This is a genomic window from Streptomyces sp. HUAS MS02 (assembly GCF_055702265.1).
The window spans coordinates 2,319,369-2,337,210 of the sequence record NZ_CM146747.1 but is presented as its reverse complement, the minus strand read 5'-3'; the positions used below and the strand labels follow the sequence as shown (position 1 = coordinate 2,337,210).

Below are 17,842 nucleotides of genomic sequence, written 5' to 3'. Positions count from 1 at the left end.
CGTTCGGTCGTCCGGCCGGTCCGCCGGGCGCTGTCGGTACGGCGGCCGGCGCTGTCCGACGTGACAGCCGTTCGCCGTCCGGGGCGACGGCTGTTCGCTGTCCGGCGCGATGGCCGGTCGCCGTCTGGTACGGCCGCCGGACGGCTGCCGCTCAGTCGCCGGATCGCCGACCGGCAGGCTCGAGCGTACGAATTGCCCGTTACGCCTGTGTCACATGATCCGATCACGAGGCGTTACGCCCGCCACACACGGCCGCGCGAGGGACTGTGAGGGCGGCTTCCGGCCGTCGGCCGGGACGGAGGAGTCGCGGTCCGTGTCGCTGTTGGGCCGAACGGGTGACCATGCGTAAGAATTGGCTGATGCAGTCATTCAGTGCGAGCCAGGGGGAAGGCCGGTGAACAGGGTGAACAGCCACGATGTCACCGACGAACAGTGGGAGGGGCTCGCCCAGGTCGTGCCGCTGCGGGGCAGGGACGCCTGGCCGTCCGCGGTCGGCCATCGGACCATACCGGAGGCCGAGACGGAGGCCCGGCGCCGTTTCGTGGTGCTGCGTGTCAACGTCTTCGCGGACGCCCGCGAGGTGGCGGAGACGCTGATGGCGGGCGTTCCGGTGCTGTTGGACCTGTCGGGCGCCGAGAGCGACACCGCCAAGCGAGTGCTGGACTTCAGCACGGGTGTCGTCTTCGGCCTGGCTTCCGGGATGCACCGGGTCGACCGGAACGTGTTCCTTCTCACGCCACCGGGCACCGAGGTGCGAGGGCTGATGGAGGGCGCCGGGATCCCGGGGGTGTGACGCGCGCTGCGGTGGCTCGGCGGGGTGCGCCTGAACGCGCCGCGTCGGGGCTCGGGGTGGGCGGCGTGTGCTGGTTCGTGGTGCGTGATGCGTGGTTCGTGGCGTGTGGCCGGTTCAGCGTGCGTGGTTCATGGTGTGTGGCCGGTTCTGCGGGGGTGGTTCATGGCGTGGCCGGTTCCGCGGGCGTGGCGTGTGGAGCGTGCGCCCCTCTCGGGAGTCCGTCCGTTCGGCTTGCCCGCTCTCGTGGGTTCCGGGCGGGGCCGGCCCGGATCGGTGCCGGCTGTCCCGGGGAGCGCGGGGCGCTTGCGGGGGTTCGGGGCGCTGTCCGTGCGGGCGGGGCGCCCTCGTTCCCGGTGGGCGCTCCCTCGATCGTAGGAAGATCCACTCGGCGGAACGGTTTGTCTGCGGCGCGGGCTCCTAGTGTCCGCATATGACCGTGTCATCCCTTTCGCCGGTGGTGCCCGGCGTGGACGCCGGGGCGCGTCCGGAGCGGCCGAGCGTCACCGAACTGCGGCTCTCCGCCTTCGCCGGACACCGCAACGCCTTCCTCCCGCTGGGGCCGCTGACCCTCCTCGCGGGGCGCAGCGGCAGCGGCAAGACCACCGCGCTCAGGGCGTACGAGGCGCTGGCCGGGCTCGGTGGGGGCGCCCGCCTCGACGAGGTCTTCCCCGACCCGTTGGGCTGCGTCCCCGAACGGGCCCGCCCCGACGCCCAGCGGCGCCGCGGCTTCCGTATCGGCTGCACGGCCGACGGCCCCGAGGGGCCCGTGCACCTCGACGTCGCCGTCCAGGCGGAGCCCGAACTCCGCGTCGTGGGTGAGCGGTTGACGTGCGGTGGGCTCACCCTGCTGGAGACGGCGCTCGTCGACCCGAGCCGCCCCGTGGTTCAGGCCGCCTGGCACACGGCCGGCTCCTCACCGGTCACCCGCGGCCCCCTGCCCGACGACCGCCTCGGTACGGCGCTGCTCCCGCTCCGCGTCGCCGGCAAGACGGACGGCCAGCGCCGGGTCCTCGCCGCCGCCGAGCAGATGGTGGTCGCCCTCCGCTCGGTCTACGCCTGTGATCCCCGCCCCGGCCGGATGCGCGCCGCCGTGCCGCTCGGCTCCGGTCGGCTGCTGCGGGGCTGCGACAACCTCGCCGACGTGCTGTGGCGTACGCGGACGGAGTGCGGCCGACGGCACGCGCTGCTCGTAGGCGCGGTGCGCGAGGGCTGTGCGGGGCCGGTCCTCGATCTGCTCGCCGAGCCGCTGCGGGACGGCGCGGTACGGGCGGTGCTGGACCGGGGTGACGGCGTGCGGACGGCCCTGGGCCTGCTCGGGGACGGCGAGTTGCGGTATCTCGCGCTGTCCCTGGTGCTGTTCACCGGCCCCGGGGTGCTGGAGGTCGACCAGGCCGCGGAGGTGCCGGCGGCTCTGCAGACGCTCACGGTCCTCGCCGACGGCTTCGACCGGGCCCTGGACCCCCGGCAGGCGGGGGAGTTGGTGCGGCTGGCGGCCCGGATGTGCGAACGCGGGCACATCCGGCTCGTCGGCGCGGTGAGCGACGCCTCCTGGGCCGCGGGAGTGGCGGGGGTGACGGTGGTAGACCTGAACCGTGAAAGATCCTGAATCCCGGACGGGGCAAGGTCCTGAGTCCGAAACGGGGCAAGGTCCCGAGTTCGAAGTCGGGCAAGGTCCCGAGTCTGCAACGGGGCAAGGTCCTGGGGCCGGGCGGAAGCGGCCCGAGCGGAAGCCGGACCTGGCGGCGCTGCAGCGGCGGCTCGCCGAGTTCGCCGCCGCCCGCGACTGGCAGCAGTACCACACACCCAAGAACCTGGTCTCCGCGCTGAGCGTCGAGGCGTCCGAACTCGTCGAGATCTTCCAGTGGTTGACGCCGGAGGAGTCGGCTCGCGTGATGTCGGATCCGGAGACCGCCCACCGCGTCACGGACGAGGTGGCCGACGTGCTCGCCTATCTGCTCCAGCTCTGCGAGGTGCTGGGGATCGACCTGTTGTCAGCGCTGGATGCGAAGATCGACCGCAACGAACGGAGATTTCCGGCACCGGGACGACCCTGAGGACGCTCGACGCTGAGCGACCCCATCCGATTGTCACTCTCCGGAGTTGAAAAGTTGTCCACAGCCGACTTGTTATCCACAGATTTCAGGCTTCCTCTGGCTTTCTGTCTCAGCGGCCCTCACTGTGGGTAATGAACAGGCAGGAGTTCGGGCGGACGTGTGAGAGCGCGTCGGGGAAAGTCGGGGGCAGCGCATGGATGCGGTGCGGCTCATCTTCGCGAGCAGGCGTGCTCTGGCGGGCAGCGTCGAGGGACCTCAGATCATGGCGGAGGCGTGGCAGTCCTATGCCCTCGCCCAGGCGATCGGGAGCCGTCTCGCGGTCTCGGGACCTCCCGAACTGCGCGGTGAGGCCCTGGGGTTGACCGAGCTGGCCGGCAGTGGCTGCGGCATACTCGGCGTCCCGCCGCTCGGTGTGGGCGATTTACGCGCCGCCCAGCTCACCGAGTTGGGCGACGCCCACGAGTCGCTGCTGCGGCTCGGGGGCCTGCTGGGCGAGGTCGGCATCGCACTCGTGGGTCTGGCGAGCGGGGCGGACGACGAGGCGACGTACTGGCAGTGCATGGAGGCGATCGACGCGGCGGACGAGGCACGGGACCGGGTGCTGGAAATGCTCCGGCGCCTGGCCGTCAGAGACCAGGTCCTGTCGGAGAGAGACGCGGCGGCGGGGTGAGCCGCTGGGGACGGGAAGTCGCCTGCTTCCAGGGGCGCGGAACTGCGCGGTGAACCCTCACTCACCCGCAGTCGAAGAACGCACCTCGGCGGGCGGGTGAGGGGCGAGGCCCCGAACACGGCGAGCGCCCGGCCGGAAACGCACGGCCGGGCGTCGGGATCGTGGCTCGGAGAACCTCAGGCGGGTCCGCTCTCCTCCGTGGAGGCGGTCCGCGGTGCGGAGAACTCCGCGTCGAGCTGGGACAGGTCCGCGTTCAGGGCAGCCATCAGCTCCTCCATCTGCTGGAGCAGACCCTTCGGCTGCGCAGGCACGGCAGCCTGCTCCGGCACGGCTTCCTGGGACATGTGACGGCCTCCTCGGCCCTCGCCCCCCGAGGGGGCACGTGGTGCGGGCGTCCCGGCAGCGGCCGCCGGCGACGGGTGCCGGGCGGTCCGGCTCCTCCCGAGCAACGATCACCGTTCCGGCCGGTCACTGACGCCGTCGGTCCCGGGCGCCGGATTGACGGATTTTCACCCGACCGTGGCCCCGAGGCACCAGTGGCACCGGTGCCGTTGACCGGGGGGTGAGCGTGCAGGATGGAGGCATGGATCTTCGCATCTTCACCGAGCCCCAGCAGGGGGCGACCTACGACACCCTCCTCACCGTCGCCAAGGCGACCGAGGACCTCGGATTCGACGCGTTCTTCCGTTCCGACCATTATCTCCGCATGGGCTCGTCGGACGGCCTGCCCGGCCCCACCGACGCCTGGATCACCCTGGCCGGCCTCGCCCGCGAGACCAAACGCATCCGCCTCGGCACCCTGATGACCGCAGGAACCTTCCGCCTGCCGGGTGTGCTCGCCATCCAGGTCGCGCAGATCGACCAGATGTCCGGCGGCCGGGTCGAGCTCGGCCTGGGCGCGGGCTGGTTCGAGGAGGAGCACAAGGCGTACGGCATCCCGTTCCCCAAGGAGAAGTTCGGGCGTCTGGAAGAGCAGCTGGCCATCGTCACCGGTCTGTGGGCCACCGAGGTCGGCAAGACGTTCTCGTACGAGGGCACCCACTACCAGCTGACCGACTCGCCCGCGCTGCCCAAGCCCGCGCAGGCCAAGCTGCCGGTCCTCATCGGCGGCCACGGCGCGGTCCGTACCCCGCGGCTCGCCGCGCGGTACGCCGACGAGTTCAACATGCCGTTCGCCTCGATCGAGGACAGCGAGCGCCAGTTCGGCCGGGTCCGCAAGGCCGCGGAGGAGGCCGGCCGCAAGGGTGACGACCTCGTGTACTCGAACGCCCTGGTCGTGTGCGTGGGCAAGGACGACGCCGAGGTCGCCCGGCGCGCCGCCGCGATCGGCCGCGAGGTCGACGAGCTCAAGGCCAACGGGCTGGCCGGCTCCCCGGCCGAGGTCGTCGACAAGCTGGGCCGCTACCAGGCCATCGGCTCCCAGCGCGTCTACCTCCAGATCCTCGACCTCGACGACCTGGACCACCTGGAGCTGATCTCGGGCCAGGTGCAGTCCCAGCTGTCGTAGCGAAACACGTCCCGCGCCCGGCCCGGGGCGCGGGACGGCGCCGCCCGCCGCCACCACGGCCCCGGGCCGACACGTCACGGCCCTCCGGGCCCCCTCCGGGCCGCGGGCCTCAGGTCCTCAAGTCCTCCGGACCTGCGCCGCCGACCCTCCGTGCCCCGGCCTCTGGCGCCCGCCCTCCGTGCCCCGGCCTCCGGCCTCCGACCTCCGAGCATCGCGCCTCCTGGGATGCGGCGGTCTCAGCCCGGTTCTCCGGGCCTCCGGCCACAAGCCCTCGGTCCGCCGGCCCGGGCTCTCGGCTCCGGTCTCCGGCCATGAGCCTCCGTCCTGCCGTCCCGAGACCCTTCCGATGTCCGAAGCGTCTTCTTGTTGTGCAAAACGTTTTGGATATCTAGCTTGTGTCGCATGAGCGACAGAACGTCCCCTTCCGTCACCCGCCCCCGCCTCCTCGTGCGCGGCTGTGACGTGCTGCGTGTCCCCGTGGAGGGCGAGTGCGACGTCCTGCCCGCGCGGGACATCGTGGTGGCGGACGGCGTCATCGTGGAGGTCCGGCCGACGGGGGCGGAGCGCCCGGACGAGCCGGGCACGGAGGTGGTCGACGGGCGGGGGCTGCTGGCCCTGCCCGGTCTGGTGAACGCGCACACGCACAGCCCGATGGTGCTGATGCGGGGCGCGGCCGAGGACGTGACGGTCGAGGGGTGGTTCAACGACCGCGTGTGGCCGATGGAGTCCAACCTGACCGCCGAGGACGTGCGGGCCGGGGCGCTGCTGGCCTGTGCGGAGATGATCCGGTCGGGCGTCACCACCTTCGCGGACCACTATTTCTTCCCCGAGGGCATCGCCGAGGCGGTGGCCGAGGCGGGGCTGCGCGCCGACATCGCGCCCACCTACTTCAGCAGCGGCGGCGCCCAGGCGCTGGAGGCCACCGTCGCCTTCGCCGAGACCTGGCACGGCGGGGCCGACGGCCGCGTGACCGTCTCGCTCGGGCCGCACGCCCCCTACACCGTCCACGACCGGGACCTGCGGACCCTCGCCGACCACGCCCGGCGGCTCGGGGTGCGCGTGCACATCCATGCCGCCGAGCACCTGGAGCAGACGGAGTCCAGCCTGGAGCGGCGGGGGATCACCCCGATCCGGGCGCTGCACGACACCGGTGTCCTGGACGCGGGTGCCCTCATCGCGCACGGCTGCGGGATCGTCGAGCGGGACCTGCCGCTGCTGGCCGAGTACGCGGACCGCACGGCCGTGGCCTGCTGCCCCAAGGTCTACCTCAAGCACGCGCTGTCCCCGCTGACCCCGGTCCGCGACCTGCTCGGCGCTGGGATCACGGTGGCCGTAGGCACCGACGGGGCCGCCGGGCACAACACCCTGGACGTGTGGGAGGCGCTGCGGCTGGTCGCGCTCACGCAGAAGCAGGCGGTGCGGGACGCCACCTGGATGACGGTGTCCGACACCCTGCGGACGGCCGTGCGGGGCGGGGCCCGGGCCCTGGGGCTCCAGGACCGGATCGGCGCGCTGGAGCCGGGCATGCGCGCCGACATCGTCCTCACCGATCTGTCCGGCCCGCACTGCCGTCCGCTGCACGACCCGCGTGCCGCACTCGTCTACAGTGCCCGTGCCGCCGACGTCCGCACGGTGATCGTCGACGGGCGGGTGCTGATGCGCGACGGACGGCTCCTCACCGTCGACGAACCCGCGCTGCTCGCCGACGCGGACGTGCGCGTCGCACGGATCCTCGACACCTCGCACGGCAGGGCGGTGCAGCACTATGACCCGTGATCTGACCCGCGACACCGCCCACGACCGTCCCGCCGTGCGCCGGGCCGCCTCCATCAAGGACGTCGCCGCGGCGGCCGGGGTCAGCCCCACCACCGTCTCGCACGTGCTGAGCGGGAACCGGCCCGTCAACGAACAGACCGCCGCCCGGGTGCGCAGCGTCGTCAACCGGCTCGGGTACGTGCCCGCGTCGCTGGCCCGCAGCCTCCAGGCCGGCGCCACCTCCGTGATCGGCCTGCTGATCCCGGACATCAGCAACACCTTCTTCGCCGAGTTGGCCAAGGGCGCCGAGGACGCCGCCCACGACCTCGGGTACGGGCTGATCCTGTGCAACACCGAGTTCGACGCCGACCGCGAGGACCGCTACCTCGACATGATCCGCAGCCGGTTCATCGACGGCATGGTGTACGCCTCCGGGTCGCCCCCGTCCCGGCGGCGGCTGGAGGCGCTGATGGGCAAGTTCCCGATCGCGCTCGCCGACGAGGAGGTGGAGGGCCTGAGCGGGGCGCTCATCGCCAGCGCCGACCACGAGGCGGGCGGCCGGCTGGTCGGCGAGCATCTGCGGGCGCTCGGCCACCGCCGGGCCCTGATGCTGACCGGCCCCCGCGATCTGAGGAGCGGGGCGGCCCGCGCACACGGCTTCCGCCAGGCCTTCCACGGCGATGTCGTCGAGCGGACGGGCGACTTCAAGGAGGAGTCCGGGTACCGGCTGGTCGCCGAACTGCTCGACGACGGCGGACTCGCGGACCGCACCGCCGTGTTCGCGGCCAACGACCTGATGGCGTTCGGCGCGCTCGCCGCGCTGCGCGAGGCAGGACTGTCCGTGCCGGAGGACCTCTCCGTCGTCGGCTTCGACGACATCCGGGCCGCCTCGCTGGTCAACCCGTCGCTGACCACCGTCCACCAGCCCGCCTACGACGTCGGGCGCACCGCCACCGCGCAACTCCTCCAGTACGTCTCCCGGGGCGAGGTCCCGCCCGCGTCCCGGCACACCCTCCCCGTCGAACTGAAGGTACGGGGGAGCACGGCACCCCCCGCCGCCCGCTGAACCACCGGCACCGCCACCGTCACCGGTTCTGCCACCGCCACCGTCACCGGTTCTGCCACCGCCACCGTCACCGCCACCGTCAGCGTCCCGTCATCGCCGTCGCCGCGCCACGCGGCCATGTCCCTGTGCCCCGAGGCGCCAGGACACGGCTCGGAACACACCCCCGAGCGCCCCCGAGCCCCTCTGAATCCCCTGAGAGAAAGTCGGTTCGTCCATGCCCAGAGTCCTCGTCGTCGGCGAGTCCTGGTTCACGTACACGGTCCATCAGAAGGGCTTCGACGCCTTTCACACCGCCGAGTACACCGAGGGCGGCGGCGTCTTCCTCGACGCGCTGCGCGCACGCGGCCACGACGTCACGTACGTGCCCGCGCACGAGATACCCACGCGGGTCCCGGACACCGCCGACGGCTTCGACGCGTTCGACGTCGTGGTCATCAGCGATGTCGGCGCGAACAGCTTCCAGCTGCCGCCGGAGACCTTCAACCGGTCCGAGCCCGCCCCCGACCGCTCGGAGCTGGTGCGGGACTTCGTCGAGCGCGGCGGAGGCGTGCTGATGATCGGGGGCTATCTGACCTTCAGCGGCATCGACGCCCGCGCGCGCTGGGGGCGTACGCCGCTGGCCGCCGCCCTGCCGGTGACGATGCTCGACCGCGACGACCGGGTGGAGCTGCCGGCCGGGGCCGTCCCCGAGGTGGTGGGAGGGCACCCCGTCGTCGCCGGACTCGACCGTGCCTGGCCCGCGCTTCTCGGCCTCAACGAGGTCGCCGTACGACCGGAGGCATCGCTGCTCGCCGAGTGCGCCGGGCATCCGCTGCTGGCCGTCGGCGACCACGGCACGGGCCGCTCGGCCGCCTTCACCTCCGACGTCGCCCCGCACTGGGCCCCGCCCCCGTTCCTGGAATGGGACGGCTACGCGGAACTGTGGGACCGCCTCGTCCGCTGGCTCGCGGGGGAGGAGCTGTGACGCCGGCCGAGGCCGTGTCCGAGCCCGTGCCCGTGTCCGTGTCCGTGTCCGAGCCTGTCGGCACTCCCGTGTCCGTCGGCACCCCCCACATCTCTGCCGTCCCCGGCGACTTCGCCCCCCTCGTGCTGATGCCCGGCGACCCCCGGCGGGCCCGGCGGATCGCCGAGACGGTGCTCGACGGCGCGCGGCTCGTGACCGAGGTGCGCGGCATCCTCGGGTACACCGGCACGTACGGCGGCGTACCGATGTCGGTGCTCGCCTCCGGCATGGGCATCCCGTCGATGTCGATCTACGCGACGGAGCTGTTCCGGCACTACGGGGTCCGCCGGATCGTCCGGGTCGGCACCGCGGGCGCGCTGACCACCTCGGTCGCCCTCCGGGACGTCGTCATCGCCTCCGCCGCGCACACCGACTCCAGCGTCAGCCGCCTCCTGGTGGACGGTGTGACCCTCTCCCTGGCCGCCTCCTACCGGCCGCTGCGCGCGGCCGTCGACGCGGCGAACGCCGTCGAGGCGGAGGAACCGGGCGGACCGGGCCGCTCGGACCGCGCAGCCGTGCACGTCGGCCCCGTGTTCTCCAGCGACCACTTCTACCTCGACCGGCCCGCGGTTCTCGACGCCCTCGAACGCCGGGGCACCCTCGCCGTCGAGATGGAGGCGGCCGGGCTGTACGCCGTGGCCGCGGTGGAGGGCGGCGAGGCGCTCGCCGTCCTGACCGTGTCGGACCACGTGCGCACCGGCGCGGCCCTGTCCGCCGCGGACCGGGAGACCGGGTTCGACCGTGCCGTCCACATCGCCGCTGCCGCGCTGCGGGCCGACGGCTGAAATTCCCCGGGAAGAAATCAAACAGAAACCGTTCGGCGTAGCCAAAACGTTTTGCACTTCCTACTGTCGCTGTCAGCGAGAACAGCGAACAGAAGACAGCGGACAGAGAAAGCAGGAAAAATGATCAGGAGGTCGGCAGTGATGAGAATTCGCCGTGGTTACGGACCGGGCGCCGCCGCAGCGGTGGCGGGAATGCTGGTGCTGAGCGCGTGCGGGGGATCGGGGTCCGACGATTCCGGGGCGGCCTCCTCCGGAAAGCCCCGGATCAAATTGGTGGTCAATGGCGGGCTCGGCGACAAGTCGTTCTTCGACTCCGCGTACGAGGGGCTGAAGCGGGCCGAGAGCGAGCTGGGGTACGAATTGAAGGTGGTGGAGCTGGGCTCGGACCGCACCAAGTGGGAGCCGGGATTCGAGGACGCGGCGGCGGCCGACGACTACGACATCCTCGCGGCCGGCACCTTCGACGTCACCGACTACATCGGTGAACTCGCCCCGCAGTACCCGGACAAGAAGTTCTGGGTGTTCGACTCGGCCGTCGACTACTCCGGCAAGAACGGCTGTTCCAACAAGTGCGAGAACGTCTACTCGGTGACCTTCAAGCAGAACGAGGGCGGTTATCTGGCCGGATTCCTCGCCGAGAAGCTGGTCGCCGAGAAAGCCCTCAAGGGAGCCGAATCCCTGAACAAGGTCGGCGTCGTGGGAGGCGTGAAGATCCCCGTCATCGAGGACTTCATCGTCGGATTCAAGGCCGGGTTCAAGGCGGCCGGCGGCAAGAACTCCGACGTCCTCACCCAGTACGTCGGCGGCGACAAGCCCTTCGGCGACCCCGCCAAGGGCAAGGAGATCTCCACCGCGATGTACGGGCAGGGCGCCGCCCTCGTCTGGCCGGTCGCGGGGCTCTCCGGGCTCGGCACCTTCGAGTCGGCCGCCAGCGCCGGCCGCTACACCTTCGGCGTCGACTCCGACCAGTACCAGACCCTCACCGACAACGCGCAGAAGAACACCGTCGTCACCTCGATCCTCAAGAACGTCGGCAACGCCCTCTACCAGGCCGCCGAGGACGACAAGAAGGACGCCGTGAAGTACGGCGCCGTGCAGAGCGTCGGTCTCGCCGAGGACGCGGTCGGTTACGTCGACGACGCCCACTTCCAGGAGATCGTGCCGGAGAAGATCCGTACCGAGCTCCAGGAGGCTGCCGACCGCGTGAAGTCCGGTTCCCTCACGGTCCCCAGCGCCTTCTGACCCCCGCACCCACCCCGAACGGCCTTGAGATGAACGAGTCATGGGACCCGGCCGGGCCCGCCGTCGCCACCCGCGCGGTCACCAAGACGTACGCGAACGGCGTCCGCGCGGTCCGGGGCGTCGACCTCGACGTACCGGTCGGTGAGATCCGCGCGGTCGTCGGCGAGAACGGCGCGGGCAAGTCCACGCTGATGAAGCTGCTCTACGGCCTGGAGCAGCCCACCTCCGGCGAGATCCTGATCGGCGGCCGGCCCCGCGTACTGCGCGGCCCGGCGGCCGCGATCGCGCTCGGTGTCGGCATGGTCCACCAGAACCTGATGCTGGTGCCGTCCTTCACCGTGGCCCAGAACGTCGTCCTCGGCGTCGAGCCCGGCCGACGGGGTCTGGTCGACGCCCGGGCGGCCGTCGAGGCCACCGCCCGGCTCGCCGAGGAGGCCGGACTCGCTGTCGACCCGCTGGCCCGTATCGACGAGGTGTCGGTCGGCATGCGCCAGCGCGCCGAGATCCTCAAGGCCCTCCACCGCCGGGCCCGGACACTGATCCTGGACGAGCCGACCGCCGTCCTCACCCCGCAGGAGACGGAGGACCTCTTCGCTGCCGTACGACGTCTGCGCGACGGCGGGATGACGGTGCTGTTCATCTCCCACAAGCTGCGCGAGGTGCGGGAGATCAGCGACCGGGTGAGCGTGATGCGGGCCGGCGCCCTCGTCGGAACCGTCGCCACCGCCGACACCTCCGAGCGCGAACTCGCCGCGATGATGGTCGGCCGCGAGATGACCCTCGACGTCGACCGCGCCCCGGCCCGGCGCGCCGCCACCACGCTGCGGGTGCGGGACCTGGGCTACGCCGCCCCGACCGGGCAGTCCCTGCACGGCATCGACTTCGACGTCGCCGCCGGCGAGATCGTCGGCGTGGCCGGTGTCGAGGGCAACGGGCAGACGGAACTCGCCGAGATCCTCGCCGGGTTGCGGCGACCGGGCTCGGGCACGGTCCGGGTCGGTGACACCGACACCGCCGGGCTCGACGTCGCCGGACACCGCCGGGTCGGCATCGGATACGTCCCCGAGGACCGCCTCCACGACGGGGCCGCGCTGGACGAGTCCATCGCCGACAACCTCGTCGTCGACCGGCACGACCGCCCGCCCCTCGCCCGCCGGGGCGTCCTGCGCCCCGCCGCCGTACGCGCCCACGCCGAACGGCTCGTCGCGGACTACGCCATCCGCACACCCGACCCGTCGGTGCCGGTGCGCGCGCTGTCCGGGGGCAACCTCCAGAAGGTCGTCGTCGCCCGCGAACTCTCCGCTGGACCACGGCTGTTGATCGCCTCCCAGATCACCCGGGGCGTGGACATCGGCGCCATGCGCTTCATGTACGAGCGTCTCGTCGCCGCCCGCGACGCGGGGGCGGCGGTCCTCCTCATCTCCGCCGACCTCACCGAACTCCTCGCCCTCTCCGACCGGTTGCTCGTCCTCAAGGACGGCCGGCTCGTCGGCCGCTTCGACGACACGACGGACCTCACCGAGAAGCGGGTCGGTCTGTACATGCTCGGCGTCGAACACCACGCACCGCAGCGACTGAGAGCCGGGCTGGACGACCACGGTTCCGGCGACCACGGTTCCGGCGACTCCGGGAAGGCGACCGCCTGATGCCCAGCACCCTCATCGAGAGCGAGGACCGCCGGGAGTACCGGGCCACCCGGCGCCGGGGCCTCGCCGTCGACCTCAGCATGACCCTGGCGACCGTCCTGGTGGCCCTCGTCATCGGCTTCCTCGTGATCCTCGCCACCGGCAAGGACCCGGTCGCCGCCTACGAGGCCCTGCTCACCGGCCCGTTGGAGCGCTCCTTCCGCGTCGGCCGCTGGCTGGAGGACGCCACCACGCTCACCCTGCTCGGCCTGTCGGTGGCCATTCCCTTCCGGGCCCGGCAGATCAGCCTGGGCGCCGAGAGCCAGCTGTACGCGGGCGCGCTCGCGGCGGCCACCGTCGCGGTCTTCCTGCCGCTGCCGCCCGTCGCCGCCGTGATCGTCCCACTGGTCGCCGCGGCGGCCGCCGGGGCCGGCATGGGCTTCGTGCCCGGCTCGATGAAGGCACGGCTCGGCGCCAACGAGATCGTGGCGACGCTGATGCTCAACGCCATCGTCGTGCGCGTCTACGACTACCTCGTGAACGGCCCGTTGAAGGAGCCCGGCAGCAGCGCGGTCCACTCGGAGCGCATCCAGCCGGACTCGGCGCTGACCCCGCTCACCGAGTGGCTCGGCATCCCCTTCGGCCGCGCCAACGTCGGCTTCCTGCTGATGCTGCTCACCGCCGTCGCCCTGTGGCTGCTCGTCACCCGTACCCCGCTCGGCTATCGCATCCGGATGACCGGGTCCAATCCGCACTTCGCCGAGTACGGCGGCATCCGGGTGCCCCGCGCGATCGAGTGGAGCTTCGTGATCGGCGGGGCCGTCGCGGGCCTGGCCGGAGCGCATCTCGTGCAGGGCGTGTACGGGCGCCTCGAACCCGGGCTCGCCGGGAGCCTCGCCTTCGAGGGGATCGTGGTGGCGCTGCTCGCCCGGAACAACCCGCTGGTCGTCGTGGTCGCCGGCCTCTTCTACTCCTACCTGCGCGCCGGGGGAGACATCATGGAACAGCAGACGGACGTGGGCACGGAGATCGTGGTCGTGATCCAGGCGGTCATCGTCCTCCTGGTCACCGCCCAGGCCCTCCCGGACCTCCTCAAACGCCGCCTCGCCCGCGGCCCGGCCACCGCCGCGCACGGCGGACCGGGCGCCGGCGCGGCCTCGAACGGCGGGACGATTGCCGACGGGCACACCGACGGCCGGTCGGGTGTCGGCGGAGACTCACACGGCCTTCCCGCCACCGGCGGACGCGTCGACGACCGACGCCGTGGCGGCGCGGACCCGCAGGGCCGACCGGGCGCCGCCCACGACGCGGACGGCGACGGACACCCCGGCGGCGCGCGCGGTGAGGGGGAGGCCCGATGAGTTCCGTTCTCGATGTCGTCCTCAGCAGCGCCTTCCTCGCGGCCGTGCTGCGCGTGGCCACCCCCTACCTGCTCGCCGCCATGGGCGGACTCGTCGCCGAACGCGCCGGCATCAGCAACATCGCCCTGGAGGGCCAGATGCTGAGCGCCGCCTGCACGGGCGCGCTGGTCGCCGGCTACAGCGGATCGGTCGCGGCCGGCGCGCTCGCCGGCGTGACGGTGGCCGTTCTGCTCGGCGTCCTCCTCGCCGCGCTCCGCCTCGAACTGGGCGCCGACGCGATCATCGCGGGCATCGGCCTCAACCTGCTCGCGTCCGGCGGCACCGCCTACGCCGTCTTCACCCTCCTCGGCGACAAGGGCGGCACGTCCGGCCTGAAGAGCGGAACCCTGCCCACGGTCACCCTGCCCGGCATCGAGGACATCCCCGTGCTGGGGGACGTGCTCAGCGGCCAGAACACGCTGACCTGGCTGGCCTTCCTCGCGGCTCCCTTCGTCGCGTGGCTCTTCTACCGCACCCGCTTCGGCTTCCACCTCCGCGCGGTCGGCGAGATGCCGGACGCCGCCGCCTCGGTGGGCATCGCGGTACGGCGCGTCCAGTACGCGGGCCTCGCGCTCAGCGGCGCGCTCGCCGGTCTCGCGGGGGTCTTCCTCAGCATGGGGTACGTGTCCTTCTTCGTCCGGGACATGACCGCCGGCCGCGGCTTCATCGCCCTCGCCGCGGTCTTCCTCGGCGGCCTGCGCCCCTGGGGCGTCTTCCTCGCCGCCCTCGGCTTCGGCGCGGCCGAGGCCCTGGCGGTCCAGCTCGGCACCCTCGACGTCCCACCGCAACTGGTGTCGACCATCCCGTACGCGATGACCCTGGTCGCCCTGGCGGCGTACGCGTGGCGGAGGAAGCGGAGGGGCGCGGGGGAAGTCGCCCCGGCGTCCCTCTGATTCCGGCTGCCGCCCCGTGCTTTTCGGCCCGCAGGGCCGGTCTTTCAAGGGGCGTGGGGAACTGCGCGACCAGCCCCCACCCACCCGCACCCCGCGACGCACCAGCACCACCCCTCACCGTCCGCACCCCTCCCCTCCCCTCCCCGGAAGGAACACCCATGCCCGGACCCAGACGGCTCACCGGCAGGCACAGACGCAGACGCGTCGGCCTCGCCGCCCTCACCGCCTCCGCCCTTCTCGGCGGCCTGACCCTCACCAACAACCTCGCCGCCGACGCCGCCCCCGAGGCGGACGGCACCCCCAGGAAGACCCAGAACGGCATCACCCTCCTCGACACCCTCACCGTCCCCGCCGGCACCACCGAGTTCGGCATGCCCTTCGGCGGACTCTCCGGCATCGACTACGACCCGAGAACCCACACGTACGCCACCCTCAGCGACGACCGCTCCGAGAACGGCAAGGCCCGCTTCTACACCCTCCGACTCCCCCTCGACGGAGAGAAGTTCGCCGAGGACAGGCCCACCCTCGACGCGCTGACCGTCCTCGACGACACCACCGGCGCACCCTTCGCCGCCAAGGCCGTCGACCCGGAGGCGATCCGCTGGAACCCCGGCGGCAAGGGCCTGCTGTGGACCAGCGAGGGCGCCTCCGCCTCCGGACAGCCGGCCTTCGTCCGCGAGACCTCCCCGTCCGGCGCGTACCTGCGCGAACTGCCCCTGCCGAAGGCGTACGCCCCGGTCCGCTCGGAGGCGGGCACCCTCGTCGCCGGTGTCCGCAACAACCAGGCCCTGGAAGGGCTGACCCTCTCCCCGGACGGCCGCGAGGCCGTCACGATCACCGAGAACGCGCTCGTCCAGGACGGCCCGGCGGCCGGGCTGACCGCGAAGAGCCCCTCGCGGCTGCTGGTCATGGACCGCCGCACCGGCAAGCCCGAGGCTGAACACGTCTACGAGGTCGACCCGATCTCCGCCGCGCCCACCGCCCCGCTGCCCGCCCCCGTCGGCACCTACGCGGCCGACCGGGGCGTCTCCGAGATCCTCGCGATCAACAAGACCGACTACCTCACCGTCGAACGCTCCTTCGCCTCCGGCGTGGGCTTCGCGATCCGCCTGTACTGGACGACCACCCGCGGCGCCACGGACGTACGCGGCGAGGAGAAACTGTCCGGCGCGGAGCGGCCCATGCCGAAGAAGCTGCTGTACGACTTCACCCTCTCCGGCACGGACGCCGACAACGTCGAGGGCATCACCTGGGGCCCCACTCTCCCCGACGGCTCCCGCACCCTCGTCCTCGTCGCCGACGACAACTTCGGCTTCAACGGCAGCGTCACCAAGTTCCATCTGCTGTCCGTCCGCCCCGGCGTCCTGACCGGCGGCGTCCCTGCCGTCCCGAAGCAGCCGGACACCGTCGACGTCCAGCTCCTCTCCTTCAACGACTTCCACGGCAACCTGGAGCCGCCCACGGGCCGTGACGCCACCCTCGGCTCCAAGCTGGACCCGAAGTCCACCCCGGTCGGCGGCGCCGAGTACCTGGCGACCCGGCTCGGGCAGCTCCGCCAGGGCACCGACGCCTCCCTGACCGTCGCCGCCGGCGACGTCATCGGCGCCAGCCCCTTCCTCTCCGGCCTCTTCCACGACGAACCGACCGTCGAATCCATGGAGAAGCTGCGCCTGGACGTCACGAGCGTCGGCAACCACGAGTTCGACGAGGGCACCGAGGAACTGCTGCGCATCCAGCACGGCGGCTGCCACCCCGAGGACGGCTGCTACATCGAGGGCGAGCCGTACGACGGCTCCGCCTTCCCGTGGCTCGCCGCCAACGTCCTCGACCGCACCACCGGAAAGCCGCTCCTCGCGCCCACCTGGGTCAAGAAGGTGGACGGCGTCAAGGTCGGCTTCATCGGCATGACCCTGGAGGGCACCCCCGCGGTCACCGGCCAGTCCGGCATCACGTCCGTACGCTTCGCCGACGAGGTCGAGACCGCCGACGCCGCCGCCCGCGCACTGCGCCGCCAGGGCGTCGAGGCGATCGTGGTCCTGCTCCACGAGGGCGGCGTCCAGGCCGGTTCGTACGGGCAGTGCGACGGCATCTCCGGCCCCGTCGTCGACATCGCGAAGCACCTCGACCCGGCCGTCGACGCCGTCGTCACCGGCCACACCCACCAGCCGTACGTCTGCACCCTGCCCGACCCCGCAGGCCACCCCCGCACGGTCACTTCGGCCTCCTCCTTCGGCCGGGTCGTCACCGAGACCCGCCTGCCCGTGGACCGCCGCACCGGCGACGTCGTACGGGACCGGGTGGCCGCCATGAACCACCTCGTCACCCGCACCGGCGCCAAGGACGCCGACCAGACCGCCGTCATCGACAAGTGGAAGGCCCTCTCGGCGCCCCTGGCCAACAAGGTCGTCGGCAGTGTCACCGCCGACATCACCCGCTCCGAGACCCGCGACGCCGAGTCGGACCTCGCGAACCTGGTCGCCGACGCGCAGCTCGCGGCGACCTCGGCACCCGAACGGGGCGGCGCGCGGATCGCGTTGATGAACCCCGGCGGCGTCCGGGCCGACCTGGTGCACGCCTCCTCCACGGGCGGCGAGGCACCCGGCGAGATCACCTATGCCGAGGCCTTCGCCGTACAGCCCTTCGCCGGCTCCCTGGTGTCGGTGGACCTCACCGGAGCACAGATCGAGAAGATCCTGGAGGAGCAGTTCAACGACTCCGGGACCCGTGCGCCCACCCTGATGCTGGGCATCTCCAAGGGTCTGACCTACTCCTTCTCCCGCAGCGCCCCCGTCGGTGACCGCATCGACCCGTCCTCGATCAAGCTCGACGGCGAGACCCTGGACCCGGACGCCACCTACCGGGTGACCGCCAACACCTTCCTCGCGGCCGGCGGCGACGGCTTCACCACCTTCGCCGAGGGCGGGAACAGCGTCGGCGGCGGAGACGACATCACCGCCCTCACCGACTACCTCACCGCCCGGAGCCCCGTCGCCCCACCGGGCACCGACCGGGTCACCGAACTGCCCTGATGCCGGGCCCCCGTCGTGGC

The 17,842-nt window shown here is 72.3% G+C and carries 15 protein-coding genes; 14 read left to right on the top strand and 1 reads right to left on the bottom strand.

The window, feature by feature from the left end; translation table 11 throughout:
• Window positions 1–403 precede the first annotated feature (403 nt).
• The 4 genes from ACZ9QC_RS09945 to ACZ9QC_RS09930 all read left to right on the top strand — a co-directional run bounded on the left by ACZ9QC_RS09945 (window position 404) and on the right by ACZ9QC_RS09930 (window position 3,517).
• Window positions 404–793 (top strand): cell division protein SepF, encoded by a 390-nt coding sequence (locus ACZ9QC_RS09945; RefSeq protein ID WP_184903789.1) that lies wholly within the window; start codon window positions 404–406, stop codon window positions 791–793.
• A 430-nt stretch (window positions 794–1,223) separates the two neighbouring features.
• Window positions 1,224–2,399, top strand: a complete 1,176-nt coding sequence (locus ACZ9QC_RS09940; RefSeq protein WP_472919841.1) for an AAA family ATPase — start codon at window positions 1,224–1,226, stop codon at window positions 2,397–2,399.
• Between the two features lie 130 nt (window positions 2,400–2,529).
• A complete protein-coding gene (locus tag ACZ9QC_RS09935) occupies window positions 2,530–2,847 on the top strand; it encodes a nucleotide pyrophosphohydrolase (RefSeq protein WP_472921648.1) in 318 nt (105 codons plus the stop codon).
• A gap of 193 nt (window positions 2,848–3,040) precedes the next feature.
• The gene (locus ACZ9QC_RS09930) at window positions 3,041–3,517 is read left to right on the top strand and encodes a DUF6099 family protein (protein WP_472919840.1); all 477 of its coding nucleotides are present in this window, start codon (window positions 3,041–3,043) and stop codon (window positions 3,515–3,517) included.
• 176 nt (window positions 3,518–3,693) lie between these two features.
• On the opposite strand, the gene ACZ9QC_RS09925 is transcribed toward ACZ9QC_RS09930, so the two are convergent.
• Entirely contained in the window at window positions 3,694–3,861 is a 168-nt protein-coding gene (locus ACZ9QC_RS09925) for a hypothetical protein (protein WP_472919839.1), read from the bottom strand.
• Between the two features lie 239 nt (window positions 3,862–4,100).
• Between ACZ9QC_RS09925 and ACZ9QC_RS09920 the strand changes: the two genes are divergently transcribed.
• The 10 genes from ACZ9QC_RS09920 to ACZ9QC_RS09875 all read left to right on the top strand — a co-directional run bounded on the left by ACZ9QC_RS09920 (window position 4,101) and on the right by ACZ9QC_RS09875 (window position 17,822).
• Window positions 4,101–5,024 carry an LLM class F420-dependent oxidoreductase gene (locus tag ACZ9QC_RS09920; protein WP_472919838.1) on the top strand — a complete coding sequence of 308 codons (924 nt, stop codon included), beginning with the start codon at window positions 4,101–4,103 and terminating at the stop codon, window positions 5,022–5,024.
• 402 nt (window positions 5,025–5,426) lie between these two features.
• A complete protein-coding gene (locus tag ACZ9QC_RS09915) occupies window positions 5,427–6,800 on the top strand; it encodes an amidohydrolase (protein ID WP_472919837.1) in 1,374 nt (457 codons plus the stop codon).
• Window positions 6,790–7,845 carry a LacI family DNA-binding transcriptional regulator gene (locus ACZ9QC_RS09910; protein WP_472919836.1) on the top strand — a complete coding sequence of 352 codons (1,056 nt, stop codon included), beginning with the start codon at window positions 6,790–6,792 and terminating at the stop codon, window positions 7,843–7,845. Before ACZ9QC_RS09915 ends, ACZ9QC_RS09910 begins: the two co-directional genes overlap by 11 nt.
• Before the next feature lie 214 nt (window positions 7,846–8,059).
• The gene (locus tag ACZ9QC_RS09905) at window positions 8,060–8,809 is read left to right on the top strand and encodes a glutamine amidotransferase (RefSeq protein ID WP_472919835.1); all 750 of its coding nucleotides are present in this window, start codon (window positions 8,060–8,062) and stop codon (window positions 8,807–8,809) included.
• Complete coding sequence (deoD, locus tag ACZ9QC_RS09900; protein WP_472919834.1) at window positions 8,806–9,633, top strand: purine-nucleoside phosphorylase; 828 nt, start codon at window positions 8,806–8,808, stop codon at window positions 9,631–9,633. Before ACZ9QC_RS09905 ends, deoD begins: the two co-directional genes overlap by 4 nt.
• Window positions 9,634–9,774: 141 nt before the next feature.
• Entirely contained in the window at window positions 9,775–10,875 is a 1,101-nt protein-coding gene (locus ACZ9QC_RS09895; RefSeq protein WP_472919833.1) for a BMP family lipoprotein, read from the top strand.
• 29 nt (window positions 10,876–10,904) lie between these two features.
• Window positions 10,905–12,521, top strand: coding sequence for an ABC transporter ATP-binding protein (locus ACZ9QC_RS09890; protein ID WP_472919832.1), 1,617 nt, complete (start codon window positions 10,905–10,907; stop codon window positions 12,519–12,521).
• The gene (locus ACZ9QC_RS09885; RefSeq protein WP_472919831.1) at window positions 12,521–13,861 is read left to right on the top strand and encodes an ABC transporter permease; all 1,341 of its coding nucleotides are present in this window, start codon (window positions 12,521–12,523) and stop codon (window positions 13,859–13,861) included. The genes ACZ9QC_RS09890 and ACZ9QC_RS09885 overlap by 1 nt, the downstream gene beginning before the upstream one ends.
• A complete protein-coding gene (locus tag ACZ9QC_RS09880) occupies window positions 13,858–14,793 on the top strand; it encodes an ABC transporter permease (protein WP_472919830.1) in 936 nt (311 codons plus the stop codon). Before ACZ9QC_RS09885 ends, ACZ9QC_RS09880 begins: the two co-directional genes overlap by 4 nt.
• 158 nt (window positions 14,794–14,951) lie before the next feature.
• On the top strand, window positions 14,952–17,822 hold the full coding sequence (locus ACZ9QC_RS09875) for an esterase-like activity of phytase family protein (protein ID WP_472919829.1): 2,871 nt from the start codon (window positions 14,952–14,954) through the stop codon (window positions 17,820–17,822).
• Window positions 17,823–17,842 lie beyond the last annotated feature (20 nt).

Bases quoted from the DNA above. Each gene is read 5' to 3' on its own strand.
- ACZ9QC_RS09910 (WP_472919836.1), top strand. From the start codon at position 6,790: ATGACCCGTGATCTGACCCGCGACACCGCCCACGACCGTCCCGCCGTG.
- ACZ9QC_RS09940 (WP_472919841.1), top strand. From the start codon at position 1,224: ATGACCGTGTCATCCCTTTCGCCGGTGGTGCCCGGCGTGGACGCCGGG.
- ACZ9QC_RS09880 (WP_472919830.1), top strand. From the start codon at position 13,858: ATGAGTTCCGTTCTCGATGTCGTCCTCAGCAGCGCCTTCCTCGCGGCC.
- ACZ9QC_RS09895 (WP_472919833.1), top strand. From the start codon at position 9,775: ATGAGAATTCGCCGTGGTTACGGACCGGGCGCCGCCGCAGCGGTGGCG.
- ACZ9QC_RS09905 (WP_472919835.1), top strand. From the start codon at position 8,060: ATGCCCAGAGTCCTCGTCGTCGGCGAGTCCTGGTTCACGTACACGGTC.
- ACZ9QC_RS09930 (WP_472919840.1), top strand. From the start codon at position 3,041: ATGGATGCGGTGCGGCTCATCTTCGCGAGCAGGCGTGCTCTGGCGGGC.
- ACZ9QC_RS09885 (WP_472919831.1), top strand. From the start codon at position 12,521: ATGCCCAGCACCCTCATCGAGAGCGAGGACCGCCGGGAGTACCGGGCC.
- ACZ9QC_RS09920 (WP_472919838.1), top strand. From the start codon at position 4,101: ATGGATCTTCGCATCTTCACCGAGCCCCAGCAGGGGGCGACCTACGAC.
- ACZ9QC_RS09890 (WP_472919832.1), top strand. From the start codon at position 10,905: ATGAACGAGTCATGGGACCCGGCCGGGCCCGCCGTCGCCACCCGCGCG.
- ACZ9QC_RS09915 (WP_472919837.1), top strand. From the start codon at position 5,427: ATGAGCGACAGAACGTCCCCTTCCGTCACCCGCCCCCGCCTCCTCGTG.
- ACZ9QC_RS09925 (WP_472919839.1), bottom strand. From the start codon at position 3,861: ATGTCCCAGGAAGCCGTGCCGGAGCAGGCTGCCGTGCCTGCGCAGCCG.
- ACZ9QC_RS09875 (WP_472919829.1), top strand. From the start codon at position 14,952: ATGCCCGGACCCAGACGGCTCACCGGCAGGCACAGACGCAGACGCGTC.